This is a genomic window from Aeromonas sp. WP2-W18-CRE-05 (assembly GCF_014168615.1).
GTDB classification, from domain to species: domain Bacteria; phylum Pseudomonadota; class Gammaproteobacteria; order Enterobacterales; family Aeromonadaceae; genus Aeromonas; species Aeromonas caviae.
Map to the genome: position 1 here is coordinate 4,887,150 of NZ_AP021917.1, position 19,803 is coordinate 4,906,952.

At 60.9% G+C, this 19,803-nt stretch carries 18 protein-coding genes; 5 read left to right on the forward strand and 13 right to left on the reverse strand.

Going from position 1 to position 19,803, the window contains the following annotated elements:
* Window positions 1-105 precede the first annotated feature (105 nt).
* From H7R73_RS22915 to mioC, 5 genes are all read right to left on the reverse strand, one after another.
* A complete protein-coding gene (locus H7R73_RS22915) occupies window positions 106-1,014 on the reverse strand; it encodes a ParB/RepB/Spo0J family partition protein (protein ID WP_010672268.1) in 909 nt (302 codons plus the stop codon).
* Window positions 1,011-1,814: a ParA family protein gene (locus H7R73_RS22920; protein ID WP_029313362.1), complete on the reverse strand. Its 804-nt coding sequence runs from the start codon at window positions 1,812-1,814 to the stop codon at window positions 1,011-1,013. Before H7R73_RS22920 ends, H7R73_RS22915 begins: the two co-directional genes overlap by 4 nt.
* A 27-nt stretch (window positions 1,815-1,841) precedes the next feature.
* Entirely contained in the window at window positions 1,842-2,468 is a 627-nt protein-coding gene (gene rsmG, locus H7R73_RS22925) for a 16S rRNA (guanine(527)-N(7))-methyltransferase RsmG (protein WP_010672270.1), read from the reverse strand.
* 20 nt (window positions 2,469-2,488) lie between these two features.
* Entirely contained in the window at window positions 2,489-4,378 is a 1,890-nt protein-coding gene (gene mnmG / locus H7R73_RS22930) for a tRNA uridine-5-carboxymethylaminomethyl(34) synthesis enzyme MnmG (RefSeq protein ID WP_103261028.1), read from the reverse strand.
* A 508-nt stretch (window positions 4,379-4,886) separates the two neighbouring features.
* On the reverse strand, window positions 4,887-5,336 hold the full coding sequence (gene mioC / locus H7R73_RS22935) for an FMN-binding protein MioC (protein ID WP_039040628.1): 450 nt from the start codon (window positions 5,334-5,336) through the stop codon (window positions 4,887-4,889).
* 371 nt (window positions 5,337-5,707) lie between these two features.
* Here mioC and H7R73_RS22940 point away from each other — a divergent pair, with 371 nt between their 5' ends.
* Genes H7R73_RS22940 through fhuB form a run of 5 tightly spaced genes read left to right on the forward strand, consistent with a single transcriptional unit; the run spans window position 5,708 to window position 13,247 of the window.
* Window positions 5,708-7,816, forward strand: a complete 2,109-nt coding sequence (locus tag H7R73_RS22940; protein WP_103261029.1) for a TonB-dependent siderophore receptor — start codon at window positions 5,708-5,710, stop codon at window positions 7,814-7,816.
* 60 nt (window positions 7,817-7,876) lie between these two features.
* Window positions 7,877-9,523 (forward strand): multidrug ABC transporter permease/ATP-binding protein, encoded by a 1,647-nt coding sequence (locus tag H7R73_RS22945; protein WP_103261030.1) that lies wholly within the window; start codon window positions 7,877-7,879, stop codon window positions 9,521-9,523.
* 46 nt (window positions 9,524-9,569) lie between these two features.
* Window positions 9,570-10,334: an ATP-binding cassette domain-containing protein gene (locus H7R73_RS22950; protein WP_103261031.1), complete on the forward strand. Its 765-nt coding sequence runs from the start codon at window positions 9,570-9,572 to the stop codon at window positions 10,332-10,334.
* Window positions 10,335-10,365: 31 nt separating this feature from the next.
* Window positions 10,366-11,268 (forward strand): ABC transporter substrate-binding protein, encoded by a 903-nt coding sequence (locus H7R73_RS22955; RefSeq protein ID WP_103261206.1) that lies wholly within the window; start codon window positions 10,366-10,368, stop codon window positions 11,266-11,268.
* Window positions 11,265-13,247, forward strand: coding sequence for a Fe(3+)-hydroxamate ABC transporter permease FhuB (fhuB, locus tag H7R73_RS22960; protein ID WP_182951423.1), 1,983 nt, complete (start codon window positions 11,265-11,267; stop codon window positions 13,245-13,247). The genes H7R73_RS22955 and fhuB overlap by 4 nt, the downstream gene beginning before the upstream one ends.
* Before the next feature lie 70 nt (window positions 13,248-13,317).
* Here fhuB and mnmE read toward each other — a convergent pair whose 3' ends face one another.
* From mnmE to H7R73_RS23000, 8 genes are all read right to left on the reverse strand, one after another.
* Window positions 13,318-14,679, reverse strand: a complete 1,362-nt coding sequence (gene mnmE, locus H7R73_RS22965) for a tRNA uridine-5-carboxymethylaminomethyl(34) synthesis GTPase MnmE (RefSeq protein ID WP_010672278.1) — start codon at window positions 14,677-14,679, stop codon at window positions 13,318-13,320.
* Window positions 14,680-14,788: 109 nt separating this feature from the next.
* Window positions 14,789-16,435, reverse strand: a complete 1,647-nt coding sequence (yidC, locus tag H7R73_RS22970; RefSeq protein WP_010672279.1) for a membrane protein insertase YidC — start codon at window positions 16,433-16,435, stop codon at window positions 14,789-14,791.
* A 5-nt stretch (window positions 16,436-16,440) separates the two neighbouring features.
* Window positions 16,441-16,689, reverse strand: coding sequence for a membrane protein insertion efficiency factor YidD (gene yidD / locus H7R73_RS22975; protein ID WP_010672280.1), 249 nt, complete (start codon window positions 16,687-16,689; stop codon window positions 16,441-16,443).
* A complete protein-coding gene (gene rnpA / locus H7R73_RS22980; RefSeq protein WP_010672281.1) occupies window positions 16,656-17,015 on the reverse strand; it encodes a ribonuclease P protein component in 360 nt (119 codons plus the stop codon). The genes yidD and rnpA overlap by 34 nt, the downstream gene beginning before the upstream one ends.
* The gene (rpmH, locus tag H7R73_RS22985; RefSeq protein ID WP_005307156.1) at window positions 17,015-17,149 is read right to left on the reverse strand and encodes a 50S ribosomal protein L34; all 135 of its coding nucleotides are present in this window, start codon (window positions 17,147-17,149) and stop codon (window positions 17,015-17,017) included. Before rpmH ends, rnpA begins: the two co-directional genes overlap by 1 nt.
* Before the next feature lie 269 nt (window positions 17,150-17,418).
* Window positions 17,419-18,153 (reverse strand): amino acid ABC transporter ATP-binding protein, encoded by a 735-nt coding sequence (locus H7R73_RS22990; RefSeq protein ID WP_010672282.1) that lies wholly within the window; start codon window positions 18,151-18,153, stop codon window positions 17,419-17,421.
* Window positions 18,154-18,165: 12 nt separating this feature from the next.
* On the reverse strand, window positions 18,166-18,834 hold the full coding sequence (locus H7R73_RS22995; RefSeq protein ID WP_010672283.1) for an amino acid ABC transporter permease: 669 nt from the start codon (window positions 18,832-18,834) through the stop codon (window positions 18,166-18,168).
* Window positions 18,835-19,593, reverse strand: coding sequence for an amino acid ABC transporter substrate-binding protein (locus tag H7R73_RS23000; protein WP_039040644.1), 759 nt, complete (start codon window positions 19,591-19,593; stop codon window positions 18,835-18,837). It abuts the gene before it with no gap.
* Window positions 19,594-19,803: the final 210 nt, after the last annotated feature.

The following is a 19,803-nucleotide window of genomic DNA, read 5'->3' on the forward strand; positions in this document are numbered from 1 at the left end:
TGCAACATGGCAAAAATCCTTAATTTTTGCGGCTTTCCGCGCGAAATTAAGGTTATGTTCATATCGAAAGTAATGGATGTTTTATTACTACAAAAAGCGTAAAAATCACGATTCTGACAGGCCAAAATAGCCCAATACCCGGTCCAAATCTGCCAAGTTATCGTAACTTATTACTAACTTGCCGCTATCTTTCTTGCCCGGCTGAAGTTGCACCTGATTGCCAATTTTTTCAGAAATCTGGCGCTCGAGATAACCAAACTGCGGATCGCGGACGGGTTCAACCCTGGTTTTTGCCGGTTCCAGTGCTTTTTGCACCAGCTTCTCGGTATCTCGCACTGTCAGCCCCTTCTGGGCCACCAGTTTGGCCAGCTCTGACTGGGCCTGGCCGCTCAGGGCCAGCAGGGCACGGGCATGCCCCATGTCGAGGTCGCCGTGCTCCACGAAGCGCTTCACGTCCTCGTTGAGCTGGTTGAGACGCAGCAGGTTGGTGACCGTGGTGCGGGACTTGCCTACCGCCTCGGCAACCTGCTGGTGAGTCAGTTCGAACTCCGTCAGCAGGCGCTGGAGGGCGACGGCCTCCTCGATGGCGTTGAGATCTTCACGCTGGATGTTCTCGATGAGTGCGATGGCGACGGCCGCCTCGTCGGCGACATCCTTGACCAGGCAGGGCACCACTTCGAGACGGGCCAGCTGGGAGGCGCGCCAGCGGCGTTCACCTGCAATGATTTCGAAACGGTTTTCACCGATGGAGCGTACCACTATGGGCTGGATCACCCCTTGTGCACGGATGGAGTTGGCCAGCTCCTCCAGCGCATCCTGGGACATATCCTTACGCGGCTGGTATTTGCCGGACTGCAACCACTCCACCGGCAGCTTGCGCAATTCCCCCTGATTGGTCGGGGCCATGGCCTGTTCGGTGCGCTGGTCGCTCATCACCTGTTTCTGGCGGGCGGCCGTGCTGGTGCTGAGCAGGGCGTCCAGCCCCTTGCCCAGCCCACGTTTCTTCGGCGTCATATGCTCTCTCGATCTGCGGTGAGCGGCTGGGACTCCTGTTCCTGGCGGCGCAGGATCTCGCCAGCCAGGGCCAGATAGGCCTTGGCCCCCACCGATGATTTGTCATAGTGCATGGCTGGCGCGCCAAAGCTCGGCGCCTCCGCCAGTCTTACGTTGCGGGGAATGATGGTGCGATAAACCTTGTCCCCGAAATGCTGTTTCAGCTGATCGGACACATCATTGGCCAGCCGGTTGCGATGATCGAACATGGTGCGCAGCACCCCTTCGATCTTCAGCTCTGGATTGACCACGGCTGCCAGCTTGCTGATGGTGTCCACCAGGGCGGTCAGCCCTTCCAGCGCATAGTATTCGCACTGCATGGGCACCAGCACGGAGTCGGCGGCGGCCATGGCGTTCACCGTCAGCATGTTGAGAGAAGGCGGGCAGTCGATGAAGACGTAGTCGTACTTGTCCCTGACCGAGGCCAGGGCGTTGCGCAGGCGGATCTCGCGGGCAAAAAACTCCATCAGGCGGATTTCTGCCGCGGTCACGTCGGCATTGGCGGCGATCAGGTGATAGCCTCCCGAGGTTTCGGGGATGATCACCTCGCCGATGGGGGCATCTTCGATCAGCAGTTCATAGGCGGTGCGCTCGACATCGTACTTGTCGACGCCACTGCCCATGGTGGCATTGCCCTGCGGATCCAGATCGATCACCAGCACCTTGCGCCGGGTAGCGGCCATGGAGGCGGCCAGATTCACACAGGTGGTGGTTTTACCCACTCCACCCTTCTGGTTGGCTATGGCAATGACTTTTCCCACACTGTCCCCTAAATGAATGCGGCGGCCCTATTCGGGCTGGATGGCTTTAAACTCCAGCAGATGGCGTTCGCCTTCCAGTTCCGGCACCACCAGCTTGTGGGTGGCAACCAGACGAATGCTGTCAGGCAACTGTGCCAGCTCCTGCTCGGGGTATTGTCCCTTGAGCGCCAGGAAGCTGCCCTCGGGTGACGGCAGATGATGACACCAGCTCAGCATGTCCTCCAGGGAGGCGAAAGCCCGGCTCAGTACACCATCAAATCCGGTCTCGGGTTGATACTCCTCCACCCGGGATTTGACGGGGGTCACATTGGTCAACCCCAGTTCCAGGATCACCTGGCGGATGAAGTTGATCCGCTTGCCCAGGCTGTCGAGCAGCACGAACTGTTTGTCCGGATTGATGATAGCCAGCGGCAGTCCGGGCAGACCCGGACCCGTTCCCACATCGATGAAGCGTTCACCGTGCAGGTGAGGACTCACCACCAGACTGTCGAGGATATGCTTGACCAGCATGGCGTCCGGATCTCGCACCGAGGTGAGATTGTAAGCCTTGTTCCACTTGTGCAGCAACTCGACCAACTGCACCAACTGGGTCTTCTGGGTTTCGGTGATAACAATTCCGGCCTGCATGAGCAGGCCGTTCAATCTTTGCAGCATGTTGTCCAACGGGGAATTCCTCAGGCGGTTTTACGCAGCAGGCCGTGTTTCTTCAGGTGCACCAGCAGAATGGAGATGGCCGCAGGGGTGATGCCGGAGATGCGGGACGCCTGACCAATGGTCTCTGGCTTGGCATCGTTGAGCTTGGCGATCACCTCGTTGGAGAGACCATTGACGTCGTGGTAGTTCATGTCCAGCGGCAGCAGGGTGTTTTCGTTGCGCAGCTGTTTCTCCACCTCGTCGTGCTGACGCTCGATATAACCGGCGTACTTGATCTGGATCTCCACCTGATCCGCGGCAGCCGCATCGGTCAATGCAGGCCCCACACCCTCGATGGCCATCAGGGCATCGTAGGTCACCTCGGGGCGACGCAGCAGCTCTTCCAGGCTCTGCTCCCGGGTCAGGGGAGTGTTGACCAGGGCGTTGACGGCCTCCAGAGACGGATGCTGCGGGTGGATCCAGGTCGAGCGCATGCGCTGACGTTCCTGCTCCACCTGTTCCACCTTGGCATTGAACAGGCTCCAGCGATGATCATCCACCAGACCCAGCTCGCGGCCGATGGCGGTCAGGCGCAGATCCGCGTTGTCTTCCCGCAGCAGCAGGCGATATTCGGCACGGCTGGTGAACATGCGATAGGGTTCGCGGGTCCCCAGTGTGGAGAGATCGTCCATCATCACGCCCATGTAGGCCTGATCCCGGCGTGGGTGCCAGGCTTCCTTGCCCTGAGCGCGCAAGCCCGCGTTCAGACCGGCCATCAAGCCCTGTGCAGCGGCCTCTTCATAGCCGGTGGTGCCGTTGATCTGGCCGGCGAAGAAGAGGTTCTCGATGCACTTGCTCTCCATGTTGGCCTTGAGATCCCGCGGATCGAAGAAATCGTACTCGATGGCGTAGCCAGGGCGGGTGATATGGGCATTCTCGAAGCCACGGATCGAGCGGACGATCTGCACCTGCACGTCGAACGGCAGGCTGGTGGAGATCCCGTTCGGGTAGAGCTCGTGGGTGGTCAGTCCTTCCGGCTCCACGAAGATCTGGTGCGCCGTCTTGTCGGCAAAGCGGGTGATCTTGTCCTCGATCGACGGGCAGTAGCGCGGGCCTATCCCCTCGATCACCCCGGCGTACATGGGGCTGCGATCCAGGTTGTTGCGGATCACCTCGTGGGTCTGCTCATTGGTATGGGTCACGTAGCAAGGCATCTGGCGCGGATGCTGGCTGGCGTTGCCGATGAAGGAGAAGACCGGGCGAGGATCGTCACCATGTTGCTGCTGCATCACGGAAAAATCGACGGTGCGTGCATCGATGCGTGGTGGCGTGCCCGTCTTGAGGCGATCGATGCGCAGCGGCATTTCACGCAGGCGCTGGGCGAGGGCGATCGAGGGAGGATCCCCGGCGCGGCCCCCTTTGTAGTTTTCCATGCCGATGTGGATCAGACCATTGAGGAAAGTGCCAACGGTCAGTACGACCGTCTTGCCGCTGATGCGGATCCCGCTCTGGGTGACGACCCCGGCGACACGATCCCCGTCCATGACCAGATCGTCGCAGGCCTGCTGGAAGATCTTCAGGTTCGGGTAGTTCTCCAGGGTCTGACGCACCACTGCCTTGTACAGCAGGCGATCCGCTTGGGCACGGGTAGCCCGCACCGCAGGGCCCTTGGAAGAGTTGAGCGTGCGGAACTGGATCCCGCCGAGATCGATGGCCTGCGCCATGATCCCGCCAAGGGCGTCGACTTCCTTGACCAGGTGTCCCTTGCCGATCCCGCCGATCGCCGGATTGCAGGACATATGCCCCAGCGTATCTATGTTGTGGGTGAGCAACAGGGTATTGAGACCCATACGGGCTGCCGCTGTTGCTGCTTCGGTTCCTGCATGACCGCCACCGACGACGATCACATCAAATTGTTCATGGTATTGCATTGGGGATCACCTTGATCTGCACGCCTGAAGATCTTTGTTTGCCTGGTCTGAAGGGCGGATCATTCTATCTGTTTAGCATCCGGAGGGGAACGTCTACTTCAGGATCAGTATGGATCAGGGATCGGTTAAATAGATCTTAAGGATCTTTAGATCGATCTTTTATTGGATCTTTTATTAGGATCCGCGACTTCTGTTGATAAGGCATTTTTGATCATAAAGATCATTCGGTTAAGGTCGATCGCTGCTTGTGGAAAAGCTTGGATCCAGAGGGGGCGAGCGGGGGGATAACATGGGTTTTTATGCACAGACACATGGTTGGCAAGATCTAATACATGAATAACTATAGGTTTTGCAGAGCTTAGCACCTAAGTTATGCACAATTATCCGAGATCATGTAGGGAGCTCTCGGGAAAAACTTATCCGGATCCCCCTGTTAATAACCTGGTGGATAGGGATCTGGGGATAACCAGGGAGATCGGAGGTCGTGACCGGATCTCCCTGGCCCTGATCAGCCGATCAAGGTCATCCAGTCGTGGATCCAGGTTTCTGCGGCATCTTCGGGGATCTCGTGCTGGGTCACGTCTATTTCCAGGAGATCCCCCAGTCGGCTGGCACCGCACCCGGCCAGCAGCCGATCCAGCGTCTTGCCGCCCTGGCAGAAGGTGTCATAACTGCGATCCCCCAGGGCGATCACTCCGTACTTGAAGGCGGCGAGATCCGGCTGCTGTTCGGCAAGATCCCGGGCAAAGGGCTGCAGATTGTCGGGTACATCCCCCGCACCATGGGTGGAAGTGACCACCAGCACGATGGCTTCTGGCTCGGTCAGGATCCTGGCCAGGCTGGCGGGGTTGTGGATCTCCGCCTGGTGGCCCGCCTGTTCAAGCAGGCCGACCACATGATCTGCGACATATTCGGAGGCCCCCAGCATGGAGCCGACGACGAGGTTGAGTTTGGCCATGGAATGGATCCTGATGTCATCGAAAAAGTGAAGAGCGGGGATCTTACCGCCAAAGCATGTGGATAAATATGGATAAAGCTTGGGGATAAGGATCCTGTCCACTTTTTTGTTGCCAAAACCGGTCTCGTGGCCGTCATGCTGCCTTCTTTCCGCCTGTTGTGACCTCATCGCACCTTTCGTTGTCAAACGACACTTTAAAACATCAATTAACAATGCAGATGCAAATGATTAGCAATTATTGAATCGATTCGATCACGGCACCTGTAGTAGCATGGCGCTGCTTTATTCGCCTGAGGCGCCGGGCTGACCGGTCCAATTGGGCACCCATAATAAGAAATCAAACATAACTTATTGATATTTGAGACACTTATATGATTGCGCAAAAAAATACCCCGAATGCCGTGATGCGAAAGAGAGGCGTACAGCTGCTGCCGCTCTCCTGTCTGCTGGCGTCCCTGCCCGTGTTGGCGGTGGAACAGGCGGATAAAGAGTTGCCCAAGGCGGGCGAAACCATGGTCGTGACCGGGACCGCCATGAAGGTCGAGGTCCCCATGGCAGAGACCCCCCGTGCCGTCTCCGTGGTCAATCGCGAAGAGCTGGACCAGCACGCCGTACTCAAGCTAGACGAGTCCCTGCGCTATCGCTCCGGCGTCCTGTCCCAGTCCTATGGTTCGGACACGGATGCTGACTGGTTCAAGGTGCGCGGCTTCGATGCGGCTTCTTACCTGGATGGCAACCGCCTGTTCAGCACCGGTTACTATGTCTGGACCCCGGAGCCCTTCGGCCTTGAGAGCGTGGAAGTGCTCAAAGGTCCGGCCTCCATTCTGTATGGCGAAGCCCCTCCCGGAGGCGTCATCAACGCCATCAGCAAGCGTCCGACAGCGACCCCGCAGGGTCTGGTGAACCTGCAACTGGGCAACCGGGATCTGCGCCAGGTCGGGGTGGATGTCTCTGACTCTCTTACCGACAACAGCCGTTATCGTCTGGTGGCCCTCTACAACGAGCGGGACGGCGTGCTGGATGGCACCTACAACGAGCGCGCCTATCTGGCGCCGAGCGTGACCCTGGATATTTCGGATCGCACCACGCTGACGCTGCTTTCCAGCTTCAAGCACGATGAAGGGGTGCCGACCAACGGCTTCTTCCCGGTTTACGGCACCCTGAATACCTCCGGTGGCCAGATCGATCCCTCCACCAACCTGAGCCAGCCGGATTACGATCGCAATCGCAATACCCAGATCTCCGCCGGGTACGAGCTGGCCCACCAGCTCAACCAGACCTGGGAGTTCAAGCAGAACGTTCGCTTCAACTACAACGATCTGCTGCTGCGCCAGACCTATATCTTCCCGACCTATGAAGGCACCACCGCCTACCGCGGCCTGGTCTACCGGGATGGGGATACCAAGAGCGCTACCATGGACAACCAGATGGTGGGCTACTGGAACACCGACAGCACGGAGCAGACCCTGCTGCTGGGGGTGGATCTGCAGCGCCATGTGAATGAAGGTCAGGAAGCCGACAACTATGGCATGGGCGCCATCAACACCATGAACCCGGATTACAGCGGTTTCCCCGGTTTTGATGAATCCACCGCGACCCATCAGAAGAGCACCAAGGGTCAGAGCGGCCTCTATGCCCAGCACCAGATCCGCTGGGATGATCGCTGGCTGCTGACCGCGGGCGGTCGTTTCGATTACGTGGAAACCCACAACATCAGCGAAGCCAAGAGCAAGAACGAGAAACAGTACGACGACAACCTCTCTCTCTCCGGCAGCCTGATGTACCTGGCCGACAACGGTCTCTCCCCTTACTTCGCCTATGCGGAATCCTTCGAAGTGCTGCCGGGGATAGACCCCAACACCGGCAACTCCTACAAGCCGCTGGAAGGCAAGCTCTACGAGACCGGCGTCAAGTACGCACCCAGCTTCCTCGATGGCTACATCAACCTGGCGCTGTTCGATCTGGAGCAGACCAACTCCCTGGTCTCTACCGGCTCCGGCCAGCAGACCCAGGCCGGTGAAGTGACCTCCCAGGGGGTCGAGCTGGAGGGGAGCGTGCAGGCCACCGAGGCCTTGCGCCTGACCGCTGCCTATACCTATACCGATGCCAAGACCAACGACACCGGCAACGGCGATCGTCGTGCGAGCCTGATCCCGCGCCACCAGGCCTCCTTCTGGGGCAACTACAAGGTGCAGCAGGGCCCGGTATCCGGTCTTGAGCTGGGTTCCGGCGTGCGCTACGTGGGTTCCAGCGTCGGCATCGGCGCGGTGAATGCGGACTACACCCCCATCTATGGTTCCGCCCAGGTACCGGCACACACCGTATGGGATGCGATGATCGGGTATGACTTTGCCAAGAACTGGCGTGCCCAGATCAACGTCAACAACCTGCTGAACGACACCTATGTGGCGAGCTGCGACTACTACTGCTACTACGGCGAGCCGCGCAGCATAGTCGGCACCGTCAACTACCGCTGGTAAGCGACAGGCCGGGCGGGGGCGAAGGCTCCCGCCCTCCTTCCATTCATCTACAGGCCTGTCATGGAACTCTTGTCACTGGTTTATCGCCAATACCGTTGGCCCTTCATCGCCATTACCCTGCTCAGCCTGCTGAGTGCTGTCAGCGGGATAGGCGTCATTGCCTTCATCAATCAATCACTTATCGAATCAGTCGGGGATCCGCTGCCGATCCTGGGTCAGCTTGTCGGCCTTGTCTTGCTGCTGCTGGTGATCACGCTCGGATCCCAACTGGCCCTGACCACCCTGGGTCACCATTTCGTCTACCGGTTGCGTGGCCGCCTGCTCAAGCAACTGCTGGATACCGACGTCGCCCGTCTGCGTCAAATAGGGCAGGGGCCGCTCCTGGCCTCCCTTTCCAGCGACATCGGTCAGATCACCATCGCCTTCGTGCGCCTGCCGGAGCTGGTACAGGGCCTGGTGCTCACCCTGGGCTCCATCATCTACCTTGGCCTGCTCTCTCCCGCCTTGCTCGGTGTTACCGCCCTCTGGGTCACCGTGACCATGGTGGTGGGCTGGCTGCTGGTGAACCGGGTCTATCGCCACCTGGCGCACATGCGCCAGGCCGAAGACAGGCTCTACCAGAACTACCAGTCCATCATCGCCGGGAGCAAGGAGCTGGCGCTCAACCGCGAGCGTGCCCACTTCGTCTACCACCAGCTCTATGAGCAGAATGCCCGGGACTACCGGGAGCAGATCATCCGCGCCGATACCTACCACCTGAGCGCGGTGAACTGGTCGAACATCATGATGCTGGGTGCCATCGGACTGGTCTTCTTCCTGGCCAACGGGCTGGGCTGGGCCAACACCAATGTGGCCGCCACCTTCGCCCTGACCCTGTTGTTCCTGCGCACTCCCTTGCTACAAGGGATCGGAGCCTTGCCGACCCTGATCGCCGCCCAGGTGGCGTTCGACAAGATAGCGGCCCTCAATCTGGCAGAGCCGGACGAAGCGTTCCCGTTGCCGCCTGCGCCTCGCCCCTGGCAGCGCATCGAGCTGGAGCAGGTGAGCTTTCACTATCAGGGGGAGGGCGGTTTCTCCGTGGGCCCCATCAATCTGGTGATCGAGCGGGGGGAGCAGATATTCCTCATCGGTGGCAACGGCTCCGGCAAGTCGACCCTGGCCATGCTGCTGACCGGGCTCTATCAACCGGTCTCTGGCCGGATCCTGCTGGATGGGGAGCCGGTCACCGATCGCAACGGCTATCTGGGGCTCTTCTCCGCCATCTTCACCGACTACCACCTGTTCCAGCATTTGCTGGGGCCCGAGCCGAAAGAGGCGCTGGTCGCCGAGTGGCTTGAGCGGTTGCAGATGGGCAGCAAGCTTGCCATCGAGGATGGCTTCATCGCCGATATCGACCTCTCCCAGGGCCAGCGCAAGCGGGTCGCCCTGCTGCTGGCCCTGGCAGAGCAGCGGGAGGTGATGCTGTTCGACGAGTGGGCCGCGGATCAGGATCCCCAGTTCCGCCGCATCTTCTATCAGGTGCTGTTGCCGCGTCTCAAGGAGATGGGCAAGACGGTGATCGCCATCAGCCACGACGATCACTACTTCTCTCTGGCCGATCGCCTGCTGGAGATGCGCCAGGGCCGCCTCACCGAACTGACCGGCGAGCAGCGCGAGCAGGTGAGCCGGGATGCGGTCGCCCATCTGGATGGCAAGGTGCCGGCCTGATGCTGGCATCGATGAGACTGGCAGCAAGCCAGCACAGGAATTGCTTATGTTCGAGATGAAATCCGCCAGCTTCGCGGTCAATGACCGCACGCTGCTGCACCCTACCAGCCTTCGCTTCGAGCAAGGTCGGGTCTATGGCCTCATCGGCCACAACGGGTCGGGTAAATCGACCCTGATCAAGCTGCTGGCGCGCCAGCAACCCCACAGCGGCGGGGAGATCCTGTTCGATGACCAGCCGTTGTCTGCCTGGGGCAACCGGGAGTTTGCCCGTCAGGTGGCCTATCTGCCCCAGCACCTGCCGAGTGCCGAAAACCTGCTCGGCCGCGAACTGGTGGAGATGGGGCGCTACCCCTGGCGCGGCCTGCTGGGCCGGATGGGAGCGGAAGATCACAGTCAGGTGGAGCGGGCCATCGCCCTGACCCACACCGAACGCTTTGCCGATCGGCTGGTGGATACCCTCTCCGGCGGTGAGCGGGGGCGAGTCTGGCTCGCGATGCTGCTGGCTCAGGAGAGCCGTTTCATCCTGCTGGACGAGCCGCTGGCCGCCCTGGACGTGGCCCATCAGGTGGAGGTGCTCACGCTCGTCAAGCAGCTCAGCCGTCAGCTCAACCTCGGGGTCATCATCGTCATTCATGACATCAACATGGCCTCCCGTTTCTGCGATAGGCTGGTGGCGCTGCACTCCGGCCGTCTGCTGACCCACGGCGAGCCCGAACAGATCATGACAGGGGAGACCCTGAACGCCATCTATGGCATCCCCATGGAGGTCATTCGCCATCCGGCCCATGACCACGCCATCGCCATCGTCTGACCGGGGGCCGCTCTTGAACCGTTTATTGAAGATGGCGCCCTGTCTGCTCAGTCTGCTGCTGCCCCTGGCAGGGGAGGCCGGGCAGCTTGTCACCGCCACCGGCGCCACCAGCTCCACGCCCCGCATCGCCATTGTGGACTGGACCATAGCCGAGACCCTGCTGGCTCTGGGGGTCACCCCGATGGCGGTGGGGGATGTGGCCCCCTATCGCGCCTGGGTCGGTGAACCCCAGCTTCCTGCCGGGGTGATCGATATCGGGCTGCGTGCCCAGCCCAACCGGGAACTGTTGGCGGAGCTCAAACCGGATCTTATTCTCATCTCGCCGCTGGCGGCCCCCCTGGCGCCGACCCTCTCCCGCATCGCGCCGGTGCACTCCATCGCTCTGTATGAACCGGGCACCGATCTGTGGCAGCGACTGCGGGAAGCGACCCTGACCATCGCCGCCCTGGTCAACAAAGAGGCGGAGGCCGAACGCCAGCTCGCCGCGCTGGAGCAGGATCTGGCACAGATGCAGGCGGCGCAGCCCGCCGATCTGCCCCCCTTGCTGGTGGTGCAATTCATCGATGAGCGCCATGTGCGGGTGTTTGGCCATGGCAGCCTGTTCGAGGCTGTGATGCAGCGCCTCGGTCTTCGCAACGCCTGGCAGGGAGAGACCAATGCCTGGGGATTCTCGGTCGCGAGCCTGGAGCAGTTTCTCGGGATGTCGGAGGCCAGGCTGGTGGTGGTGGACCCCGTGCCCGTAGGAGTTGGTGAAAAACTTCAGGAGCCTGGATTGTGGCAGCATCTCCCGCTGGTACAGAACAATCCGGTGATCCATCTGCCTGCGACATGGAGTTTTGGTGGCATATTGGCGGCCCGCCGCTTCGCCACCCTGCTGGACGGTGCCTTGCGGGAGCAGGCTGTCCACAGAGCAACCGGGGGATCAAATCAATGAGCTCTTCTCTTTCTTCGCCCTTGCTGCGCCCGGGTCTCTGCCTGTTGGTGCTGACACTGGGGCTGGCTTGCGCCGAGCTGGCGCGTCAACTGCCGGGGGCGCTCTGGTGGCAGGCCCTGTTCTCCCCCGAGCTGGACGATGCCCGCCAGGCGGTGGTCCATTTCAGCTGGCTGCCGCGCCTTGCCATCTGCCTGCTGGCCGGTGCCGCCCTCGGGCTCGCCGGTACCCTGATGCAGCAGGTGCTGCGCAATCCCCTGGCCTCGCCCACCACCCTGGGGGTGGCCTCCGGCGCCCAGCTGGCGCTGATGATGGTGACCCTGCTCGCCCCCTCCTGGCTGCTGATCGGGCGGGAGTGGATCGCCATGGCCGGGGGAAGCCTGGCCATGGGGCTGGTCTTCGCCCTGGCCTGGCGCCGTCAGCTCAATCCCGTGGTCATCGTCTTTGCAGGGCTGGTGATCAACCTCTATCTGGCCGCCATCAGCATGGGATTGCTGCTGTTCTTCCAGGAGGAGCTCAAAGGGTTGCTGGTGTGGGGGAGCGGATCTCTGGCCCAGAACAGCTGGAGCGGCGTCGGCTATCTGCTGCCACGGTTGCTGCTGGCCGCGATGCTGGCGGCGGTGCTGGTGCGCCCGCTGGCAGTGCTGGAGCTGGACGATGCCAGCGCTCGCAGCCTGGGGGTCTCTCTCAAGCACCTGAGATTCGCCGGTCTCGGCCTCGCGGTCTTCATCACCGCCTGCGTGGTGAGCGTGGTGGGGCTGATCGGTTTTATCGGGCTGGCGGCGCCCGCCATGGTGCGGCTGCTGGGGGTCAGAAAACTGGCCCAGCGGCTGCTGTGGGCACCCATCCTCGGCGCCCTGTTGCTGGCGGCCACCGATCTGCTGCTGCAGACCCTGAGCCGGTTCTGGCCTGTGCTGATCCCGACCGGCGCCATGACGGCCCTGTTGGGGGCGCCGCTGCTGCTCTGGCTGATCCCGCGTCTTGGCATCAAGCAGAGTGCGCCTAAGGCGAACTCCTCCCTGCAGTTGGCCCGCCATCCGGCGCCGTCTCGCCTTGTCGGTCTGATGGTGTTGGGGTTGGCTGCGGCGGTGATCGCCTCCCTGTTGTTTGGGCAGGGGATGAGCGGCTGGGGCTGGCCGAGCTGGCTGCGGTGGCAGGCCCAGCTGGAGTGGCGCTTGCCGCGCACGCTGGCAGCGGGTGCCGCAGGCGTGTTGCTGGCGCTGGCAGGCACCTTGTTGCAGCGAGTCAGCAACAACCCCATGGCGAGCCCCGAACTGCTGGGGGTAAGCGGTGGCACCTTCATGGGGGTGATTGCGGCGGCCCTGTTGCTGCCCGCCTTGCCGCTGCCCATGATGCTGCTGGGGGGGCTGGTGGGCGCCTTCGCCTGCCTGTTGCTGCTGGTGCTTATCAACCGGCGCAACGGCTTCCAGCCGGAGCGGATACTGCTGTCCGGCATCGCCATCACGGCGCTGTTCGAGCCGTTGCAGGCCATCGCCCTGGCCAATGGCGACCTGCGGGTGCAGCAACTGCTCTCCTGGATGTCCGGCTCCACCTATTACGTCACCCAGCCGGTGGCCCTTGCCCTGGTGGTGCTGGCGCTGCTGATGCTGGCAGCCTGCCTGCTGGTGAGCCGCTGGCTCGATCTCATGCCCATGGGGCCGGCGGTAGCGACGGCTCTGGGGATCCATCTCGGCCGTGCCCAGCTCACCATCCTGCTGCTGGTGGCCGTGCTCACCGCCAGTGCCACCATGGTGATAGGCCCGCTCTCCTTTGCCGGTCTGCTGGCGCCGCACCTGGCCAAATTGATGGGGCTGGTGAGGGCGCGCTGGCACCTGCTCGGCGCCGCAGGCTGTGGTGCTTTGCTGATGGTGTCGGCGGACTGGATCGGCCAGCAGATCCTCTTTCCCCAGGAGGTGCCCGTCGGTCTGGTCTCCACCCTGTTAGGGGGTGCTTACTTCATGTGGTGCCTGCGCCGCCTCTAGGTTGGTGGATGAAAAGCGCACAAAAAAAGCCCGGGATGAACCCGGGCTTTTCATTGCCTGCTCAGCGGGCTTACTTGCCGATGCAGAAGCTGGAGAAGATGCGGCCCAGCAGATCGTCGGAGCTGAACTCGCCGGTGATCTCGGACAGGGACTCCTGGGCCAGGCGCAGCTCCTCGGCCACCAGTTCGCCAGCCACATAGACCTCAAGCTGCTCCCTGGCTACCAGCAGCCGTTCGGCGGCACGCTCCAGTGCGTCCAGGTGGCGGCGGCGGGCCATGAAGCCCCCTTCGGTGTTGCCCTGGAAGCCCATGCAGGCCTTGAGGTGCTCGCGCAGTGCGGGCAGCCCCAGCTCGGTCTTGGCGGAGATGCGATAGACGGCGTGGCCCTGCTCCTGGCTCGGTGCCAGATCCTCGCCGGTCAGGTCCGCCTTGTTGCGCACCACGGTGAGGCCGATGTTTTTTGGCAACCGATCAACGAATTCCGGCCAGATGTCGTGGGGATCGACGGCATCCGTGGTGGTGCCGTCCACCATGAACAGCACCCGGTCGGCCTGTTCGATCTCGGCCCAGGCACGCTCGATGCCGATCTGTTCCACCTTGTCCTGGGTATCGCGCAGGCCCGCGGTGTCGATGATGTGCAGCGGCATGCCATCCAGATGAATGTGCTCGCGCAGCACGTCGCGGGTGGTACCGGCGATCTCGGTGACGATGGCGGACTCGCGGCCTGCGAGGGCGTTGAGCAGGCTCGATTTGCCAGCGTTGGGACGACCGGCGATCACCACCTTCATCCCCTCTCGCAGCAGGGCGCCCTGCTTGGCCTCGCCGCGCACGTCGTCCAGCTCGGACATGATGGCGTAGAGGTCACCCGCCACCTTGCCGTCGGAGAGAAAGTCGATCTCTTCATCCGGGAAGTCGATGGCCGCTTCCACATAGATGCGCAGCCGGGTGAGACTCTCCACCAGCTGTTGAACCTTGCCGGAGAACTGCCCCTGGAGGGAGTGCATGGCGCTGCGGGCGGCCTGCTCGCTGGAGGCTTCGATGAGATCGGCGATGGCCTCGGCCTGGGCCAGATCCAGCTTGTCGTTGAGGAAGGCGCGCTCGCTGAACTCGCCCGGGCGGGCGGGGCGGATGCCGTCGATCTGCAGGATACGGCGGATCAGCATGTCGAGAATGACGGGGCCGCCATGGCCCTGCAGCTCCAGCACGTCTTCGCCGGTGAAGCTGTTGGGGGCCTTGAACAGCAGGGCGATGCCCTGATCCAGCGCCTGGCCCTGCTCGTCCCTGAACGGCAGATATTCGGCATAACGCACCCTGGGGAGCTTGCCGAGCACTATCTCGGCGACCCGCTCGGCGGCAGGGCCGGAGACGCGGACTATGCCGACGCCGCCACGGCCGGGGGCGGTGGCCTGGGCCACGATGGTATCTGTTGTCATCTTGCTTGACTCGCTGGTTGGCTGAATGAGTAAGAGGGTGGGGGACATTGTAATAAAAAAGGCGGCCCGAAGGCCGCCTCTTTTGTCATCAGGAAAGATGGACTGCGCATCAGTTGCGTGAGTGCAGGCCTTTCTTCTCCAGCTGACGATAGATGATGGTCTGCTGGATGATGGAGATGACGTTGCTCACCAGCCAGTACAGAGTCAGACCTGCCGGGAACCAGAGGAACATGAAGGTGAAGATGATCGGCATGAACTGCATCACCTTCTGCTGCATCGGGTCCGTGATGGTGGTCGGGCTCATCTTCTGCAGATACCACATGGAGGCACCCATGAGGATTGGCAGCACGAAGAAGGGGTCCTTCACCGACAGGTCGGTGATCCACAGGGCGAACGGCGCGTGGCGCAGCTCGACAGACTCCATCAGTGCCCAGTAGAGGGCGATGAAGATGGGCATCTGTACCAGGATGGGCAGGCAGCCGCCCAGCGGGTTGACCTTCTCCTTCTTGTACAGCTCCATCATGCCCTGGGACATCTTCTGGCGATCGTCACCGAAGCGTTCCTTGAGCGCAGCCAGCTTGGGCTGGAGCATGCGCATCTTGGCCATGGAGGTGTACTGGGCCTTGGTCAGCGGGAACATGATGCCGCGCACCAGCAGGGTCAGCATGATGATGGCCAGACCCCAGTTCTGGACGAAACCGTGGAACACGGTCAGCAGCCAGTGCAGCGGTTGGGCGATGAACCAGAGCCAGCCGTAGTCGACGGTCAGATCCAGGTGGTTTGCCACCTTGGCCATCTGATCCTGCAGCTTGGGACCGATCCACAGCTTGCCGCTCACTTCGGCCTGCTGGCCGGCAGCGACGTCAACCAGCGGCGCCTTGTAGCCGATGATGGCCTGGTCCTTGCCCGGGATCACGCGGCTGTAGAAGCTGTTGGTGTCGTTGGCATTCGGGGCCCAGGCAGAGACGAAGTAGTGCTGCAGCATGGCGACCCAACCACCCTGGGTGGTCTTGTTCAGGTCGGCATCCTTCATCTCGTCGAAGGTGTACTTCTTGTAGCGGGAGTCTTCGCTGGAGAAGGCACCACCACGGTAGGCACTGGCCACCATGGCATGACCTTCCTGATCCTTCGGCGTGGTCATGGTCTGCTTCAGCTGACCGTAGAACTGTACCTGGACCGGCTCGGCAGACTTGTTGTCGATCTTGTAGTCGACGCCCACGGCGTAATCACCGCGCTTGAGCACGAACTCCTTGGTGAAGACCACACCCTTGCTGTCGGTCCAGGTCATCGGAACGACGACTTGATCCTGACCATCGGCCAGCTGATAGCTGGTCTGGGCGGCTTCATAGGTGGGACGACCCTGGGCCTGGCTGTCCGGACCATTGCGACCGACCAGACCGCTCTGGGCCACATAGAGGTGGGCAGGCTGGCTGGTCAGCAGGGTGAACGGCTGTTCCTTGCCTTCTTCCAGCTTGTGGGCCAGCAGCTCGGCAGAGACGATGTCACCGCCCTGGGTGTCCAAGGTCAATTTGAGCACGTCGGAGGAGACGGTGATCAGCTTGCGCGCGGCGTTACCATTTGCTTGCTCGGAAACCTGAGGAATATCACCGGTCTGACCGGCTTCAGGTACGAAATGTTCGGTTTGGGCCACGGTAGTCGGGGCCGGCTTCGGAGCCTTGTCGGACTCCCACTGTTGCCAGAGCAAGAAGCTCACGAACAGCAAACCGATCAGGAGTAAATTGCGTTGTGATTCCATAGTCTTCAGTTTCTTCGCTTTGGTTGCGGAACCGGGTCATAACCACCCTCGGATAAGGGATGGCATTTTAATAGACGTTTGCTGGCTAACCAAACGCCTTTTATGAAACCGTGAAGTCGGATTGCTTCTATCGCAAATTGGGAACAAGTCGGGGTGAAACGGCAGCGCGGCCCGAGCAGGGGACTAATGATTAGCTGATACAGGCGTATCAGTTTGATTGCTACCCATTGCAACGGCGTGACAGAGTGCGCCATAGCTTTTCCAGTAACTTGAACAGCGCTTCGTTGTCCATCTCCTTCACGCCACCCTTGGCGATCACGACGATGTCGATAGCGGGCAGATTGGCTTGATTGAGGCGAAAACTTTCCCGAACCACTCGTTTTACACGGTTGCGCCAGACGGCACGCTTGAGCGCCTTTTTGGGCACGGCGAGGCCAAGACGGGGGTGTTCGAGGGAGTTGGGGCAAGCAAGAAGCGTAATTTGCGGAGAAGCGGCCCGGACAGGCTCGGCGAAAACGCGTTTGAAGTGTTCGGGAGTTAACAGACGTAACTCCCGAGAGAAGGTGTGCTGGGTAGGCATTAGACTACCAGGCGGGCACGACCCTTGGCACGACGAGCGGCCAGAACTTTGCGGCCGTTGGCAGTAGCCATGCGAGCGCGGAAACCGTGAGAGCGCTTGCGCTTCAGGTTGGACGGTTGAAAAGTACGTTTCATGATTCGATTCCGTATTTCTGTACAGTTTTGATTGTCACACTTAGCCGACGCGCCAGCTATAGCGTGTGACGACTAGCAAAAGAGGCCGAATTCTAAACAGAGTTCAGCTTCTCGTCAATCCGCCGTTCCTTTCCATCTCGCCCCGTTCGTCGACCGAGCGGGATAATCTGGCAGGATCCGGAGGATCAAGGGCCCCGAATTATACTGGCAACCCGGGGTTAAACAAGGATCCCTCAAGAAAAAAGGCGGCCAGGCCGCCAAAGAGAGAGCTATTTAAGTACTTTGCGCAGGAACTCCCGGGTACGGGGATCCTGCGGATCGACCAATATCTGATCCGGCGGGCCCTGCTCCACGATCCGGCCTCCTTCCATGAAGATCACCCGATCGGCGACATCACGGGCAAACTCGATCTCGTGGGTCACCACCACCATGGTCTGGTGCTGGCGGGCGAGCTGCTTCATCAGGCCCAGCACCTCGTCGACCCACTCGGGATCGAGGGCGGAGGTGGGCTCGTCAAACAGGATCACCTTGGAGTGGGCCGCCATGGCCCGGCCGATGCCGACGCGCTGTTGCTGGCCGCCGGAGAGGGAGGCCGGGTAGGCATCCTGTTTCTCGGCGAGGCCGATGTCCTTGAGGATGCCCAGGGCAGTGGCACGAGCCTCCGCCTTCGGCTGTTTCCAGACGGTGATCAGCCCCTCGGCGATGTTGTCCAGCGCCGTCTTGTTGGCGAACAGGGCGTAGTTCTGGAACACGAAAGAGGCGCGTTTGCGCAGTTCGATGGCCTGCTGGTCGCTGGCCTTGGCCAGATCCACGGCGAGGTCATCGATGACGAGCCGCCCTGCATCCGGGGTTTCCAGCAGGTTGAGGCAGCGCAGCAGAGTCGACTTGCCGGTACCGGAGGGGCCGATGATGACGACAATCTCCCCCTTCTTTACCTCAAGATCGATGCCGTTGAGCACCTGATTTCCGTCATAGGCCTTGGAGAGACCCGTTAGGTTGATCATGACAGGCCTCCTTTAATAAGCACGGTTCAGCCGCACTTCCAGCAGATGCTGCAAGCGGGTGAAGAAGATGACCACCACCCAGTAGATCAGCGCCACCGCCATGAAGCTCTCGAAGAACTTGAAGGAGGAGGCCGCTTCCATCTGGGCCTTGCCCATGATCTCCGCCACTCCCAGGGTAAACGCCAGGGAGGTGCTCTTGATCATGTCGATGAAGTAGTTCATCAGCGATGGTGTCGCGATGCGGGCCGCCTGGGGCAGGATGATCCGCTGCATCGCCTGCAGCCGGCTCATGCCGATGCTGAGGGCGGCTTCCATCTGGCTCTTGTGGATGCCGAGAATGGCTGCCCGGATCGACTCGGCCATGTAGGCGGCGAAGTGCAGGGTCAGGCCGATGATGGCGGCGGTAAAGGCATCCATCCCCACGAAGATGGGGAAGAGCTGCGGCAGCCCGTAATAGAGCAGGAACAGCTGGACGAGCAGCGGTGTACCCCGGAAGAACGAGATATACAGCATCGCCAGCCAGTGAAGTGCGGGAACGCGAAACACCCGTACTATCGCCAGGATCAGCGACAGTACGAGTGCCAATACGAATCCCCACAGGGCCATTTCCATCGTGGTGCCCAGGTATTTGAGCAGGATGGGAAACAGCCCTAGCGTGTACTCGAGGTCAAATTCCATCATTTATTTGCTGGTGATGTCCGCTGCGAACCATTTTTCGGAGATTTTGGTCAGGGTGCCGTCTTTGCGCATGGCGGTGAGGGCATCGTCAACCTTCTTCAGCACGGCCTGCTTTTCCGGGGTCTTCAGGAAGGGCAGGGCGTTCTCGATGGTTTCGAACGGTGCACCGGCCTGTTGCAGCGGCAGCTTGGATTCCTTGATCAGCTGGGCGGTGGAGACGCGGTCCATCACGAAGGCGTCGATGCGGCCCAGGGCGACATCCTGCTCGAAGGCGGAGTCATAGGTGCGGATGTCGATCTTCTTGTTGGGGTCGTTCTTGCGCAGCAGCTCTTCGAAGTTGGAGCCCAGGTTGACGGCGACCTTCTTGCCTTCCAGATCCTTGATGCCGTGGATGGTGTTGTTGCCCTTGCGGACCACGATCTGGGCACCGTCATAGACATAGGGCTGGGAGAAGGCGTACTTGGCCTTGCGCTCGTCGGTGATGGTGATCTGGTTGGAGATGGTGTCAACGCGGCCGGTTTCCAGCATGCCGAACAGGCCGGAGAAGCTGGCGGTCACGAACTCGACCTTGTAGCCGGTGCGCTCACCGATCTGGTTCCACATGTCCACCTCGAAGCCCTGCAGCTTGTCCTGCTTGACGAAGGTGAACGGGAAATATTTGCCGGACATGCCGACCTTGATGGTTTCCTGGGCGATGGCCTGGCCGGACAGGCTGGCCAGCAGAATGGCGGCGCCGGAAATCAGTTTGATGGTGGATTTCATGGGGATTCCTCTCTCTGTAGTGCTGTATTTTTAGTTGTAATCACGGGTTGGCGCTGATGTTATTGGAATAAAATATAAAAAATAAATGATATTTGGTTATATAAAATAACTATGGTCGCAGCGCGCCATTCTGTCCACATTGCCGATATCCGGCTGTGGGTAACTTTGGGGATGAAATGGGATCCTGGGGCGTTGGATCCTTGAAAGTCA

What these genes read in the sequence shown, in the direction of transcription:
- H7R73_RS22990 (WP_010672282.1), bottom strand. Translation starts at nt 18,153, where the DNA reads ATGATCAACCTAACGGGTCTCTCCAAGGCCTATGACGGAAATCAGGTG.
- H7R73_RS22995 (WP_010672283.1), bottom strand. Translation starts at nt 18,834, where the DNA reads ATGATGGAATTTGACCTCGAGTACACGCTAGGGCTGTTTCCCATCCTG.
- H7R73_RS22955 (WP_103261206.1), top strand. Translation starts at nt 10,366, where the DNA reads ATGGCGCCCTGTCTGCTCAGTCTGCTGCTGCCCCTGGCAGGGGAGGCC.
- H7R73_RS22945 (WP_103261030.1), top strand. Translation starts at nt 7,877, where the DNA reads ATGGAACTCTTGTCACTGGTTTATCGCCAATACCGTTGGCCCTTCATC.
- mnmG (WP_103261028.1), bottom strand. Translation starts at nt 4,378, where the DNA reads ATGCAATACCATGAACAATTTGATGTGATCGTCGTCGGTGGCGGTCAT.
- mnmE (WP_010672278.1), bottom strand. Translation starts at nt 14,679, where the DNA reads ATGACAACAGATACCATCGTGGCCCAGGCCACCGCCCCCGGCCGTGGC.
- H7R73_RS22915 (WP_010672268.1), bottom strand. Translation starts at nt 1,014, where the DNA reads ATGACGCCGAAGAAACGTGGGCTGGGCAAGGGGCTGGACGCCCTGCTC.
- yidD (WP_010672280.1), bottom strand. Translation starts at nt 16,689, where the DNA reads ATGGCGCACTCTGTCACGCCGTTGCAATGGGTAGCAATCAAACTGATA.
- fhuB (WP_182951423.1), top strand. Translation starts at nt 11,265, where the DNA reads ATGAGCTCTTCTCTTTCTTCGCCCTTGCTGCGCCCGGGTCTCTGCCTG.
- mioC (WP_039040628.1), bottom strand. Translation starts at nt 5,336, where the DNA reads ATGGCCAAACTCAACCTCGTCGTCGGCTCCATGCTGGGGGCCTCCGAA.
- rnpA (WP_010672281.1), bottom strand. Translation starts at nt 17,015, where the DNA reads ATGCCTACCCAGCACACCTTCTCTCGGGAGTTACGTCTGTTAACTCCC.
- H7R73_RS23000 (WP_039040644.1), bottom strand. Translation starts at nt 19,593, where the DNA reads ATGAAATCCACCATCAAACTGATTTCCGGCGCCGCCATTCTGCTGGCC.
- yidC (WP_010672279.1), bottom strand. Translation starts at nt 16,435, where the DNA reads ATGGAATCACAACGCAATTTACTCCTGATCGGTTTGCTGTTCGTGAGC.
- H7R73_RS22950 (WP_103261031.1), top strand. Translation starts at nt 9,570, where the DNA reads ATGTTCGAGATGAAATCCGCCAGCTTCGCGGTCAATGACCGCACGCTG.
- rsmG (WP_010672270.1), bottom strand. Translation starts at nt 2,468, where the DNA reads ATGCTGCAAAGATTGAACGGCCTGCTCATGCAGGCCGGAATTGTTATC.
- H7R73_RS22940 (WP_103261029.1), top strand. Translation starts at nt 5,708, where the DNA reads ATGATTGCGCAAAAAAATACCCCGAATGCCGTGATGCGAAAGAGAGGC.
- rpmH (WP_005307156.1), bottom strand. Translation starts at nt 17,149, where the DNA reads ATGAAACGTACTTTTCAACCGTCCAACCTGAAGCGCAAGCGCTCTCAC.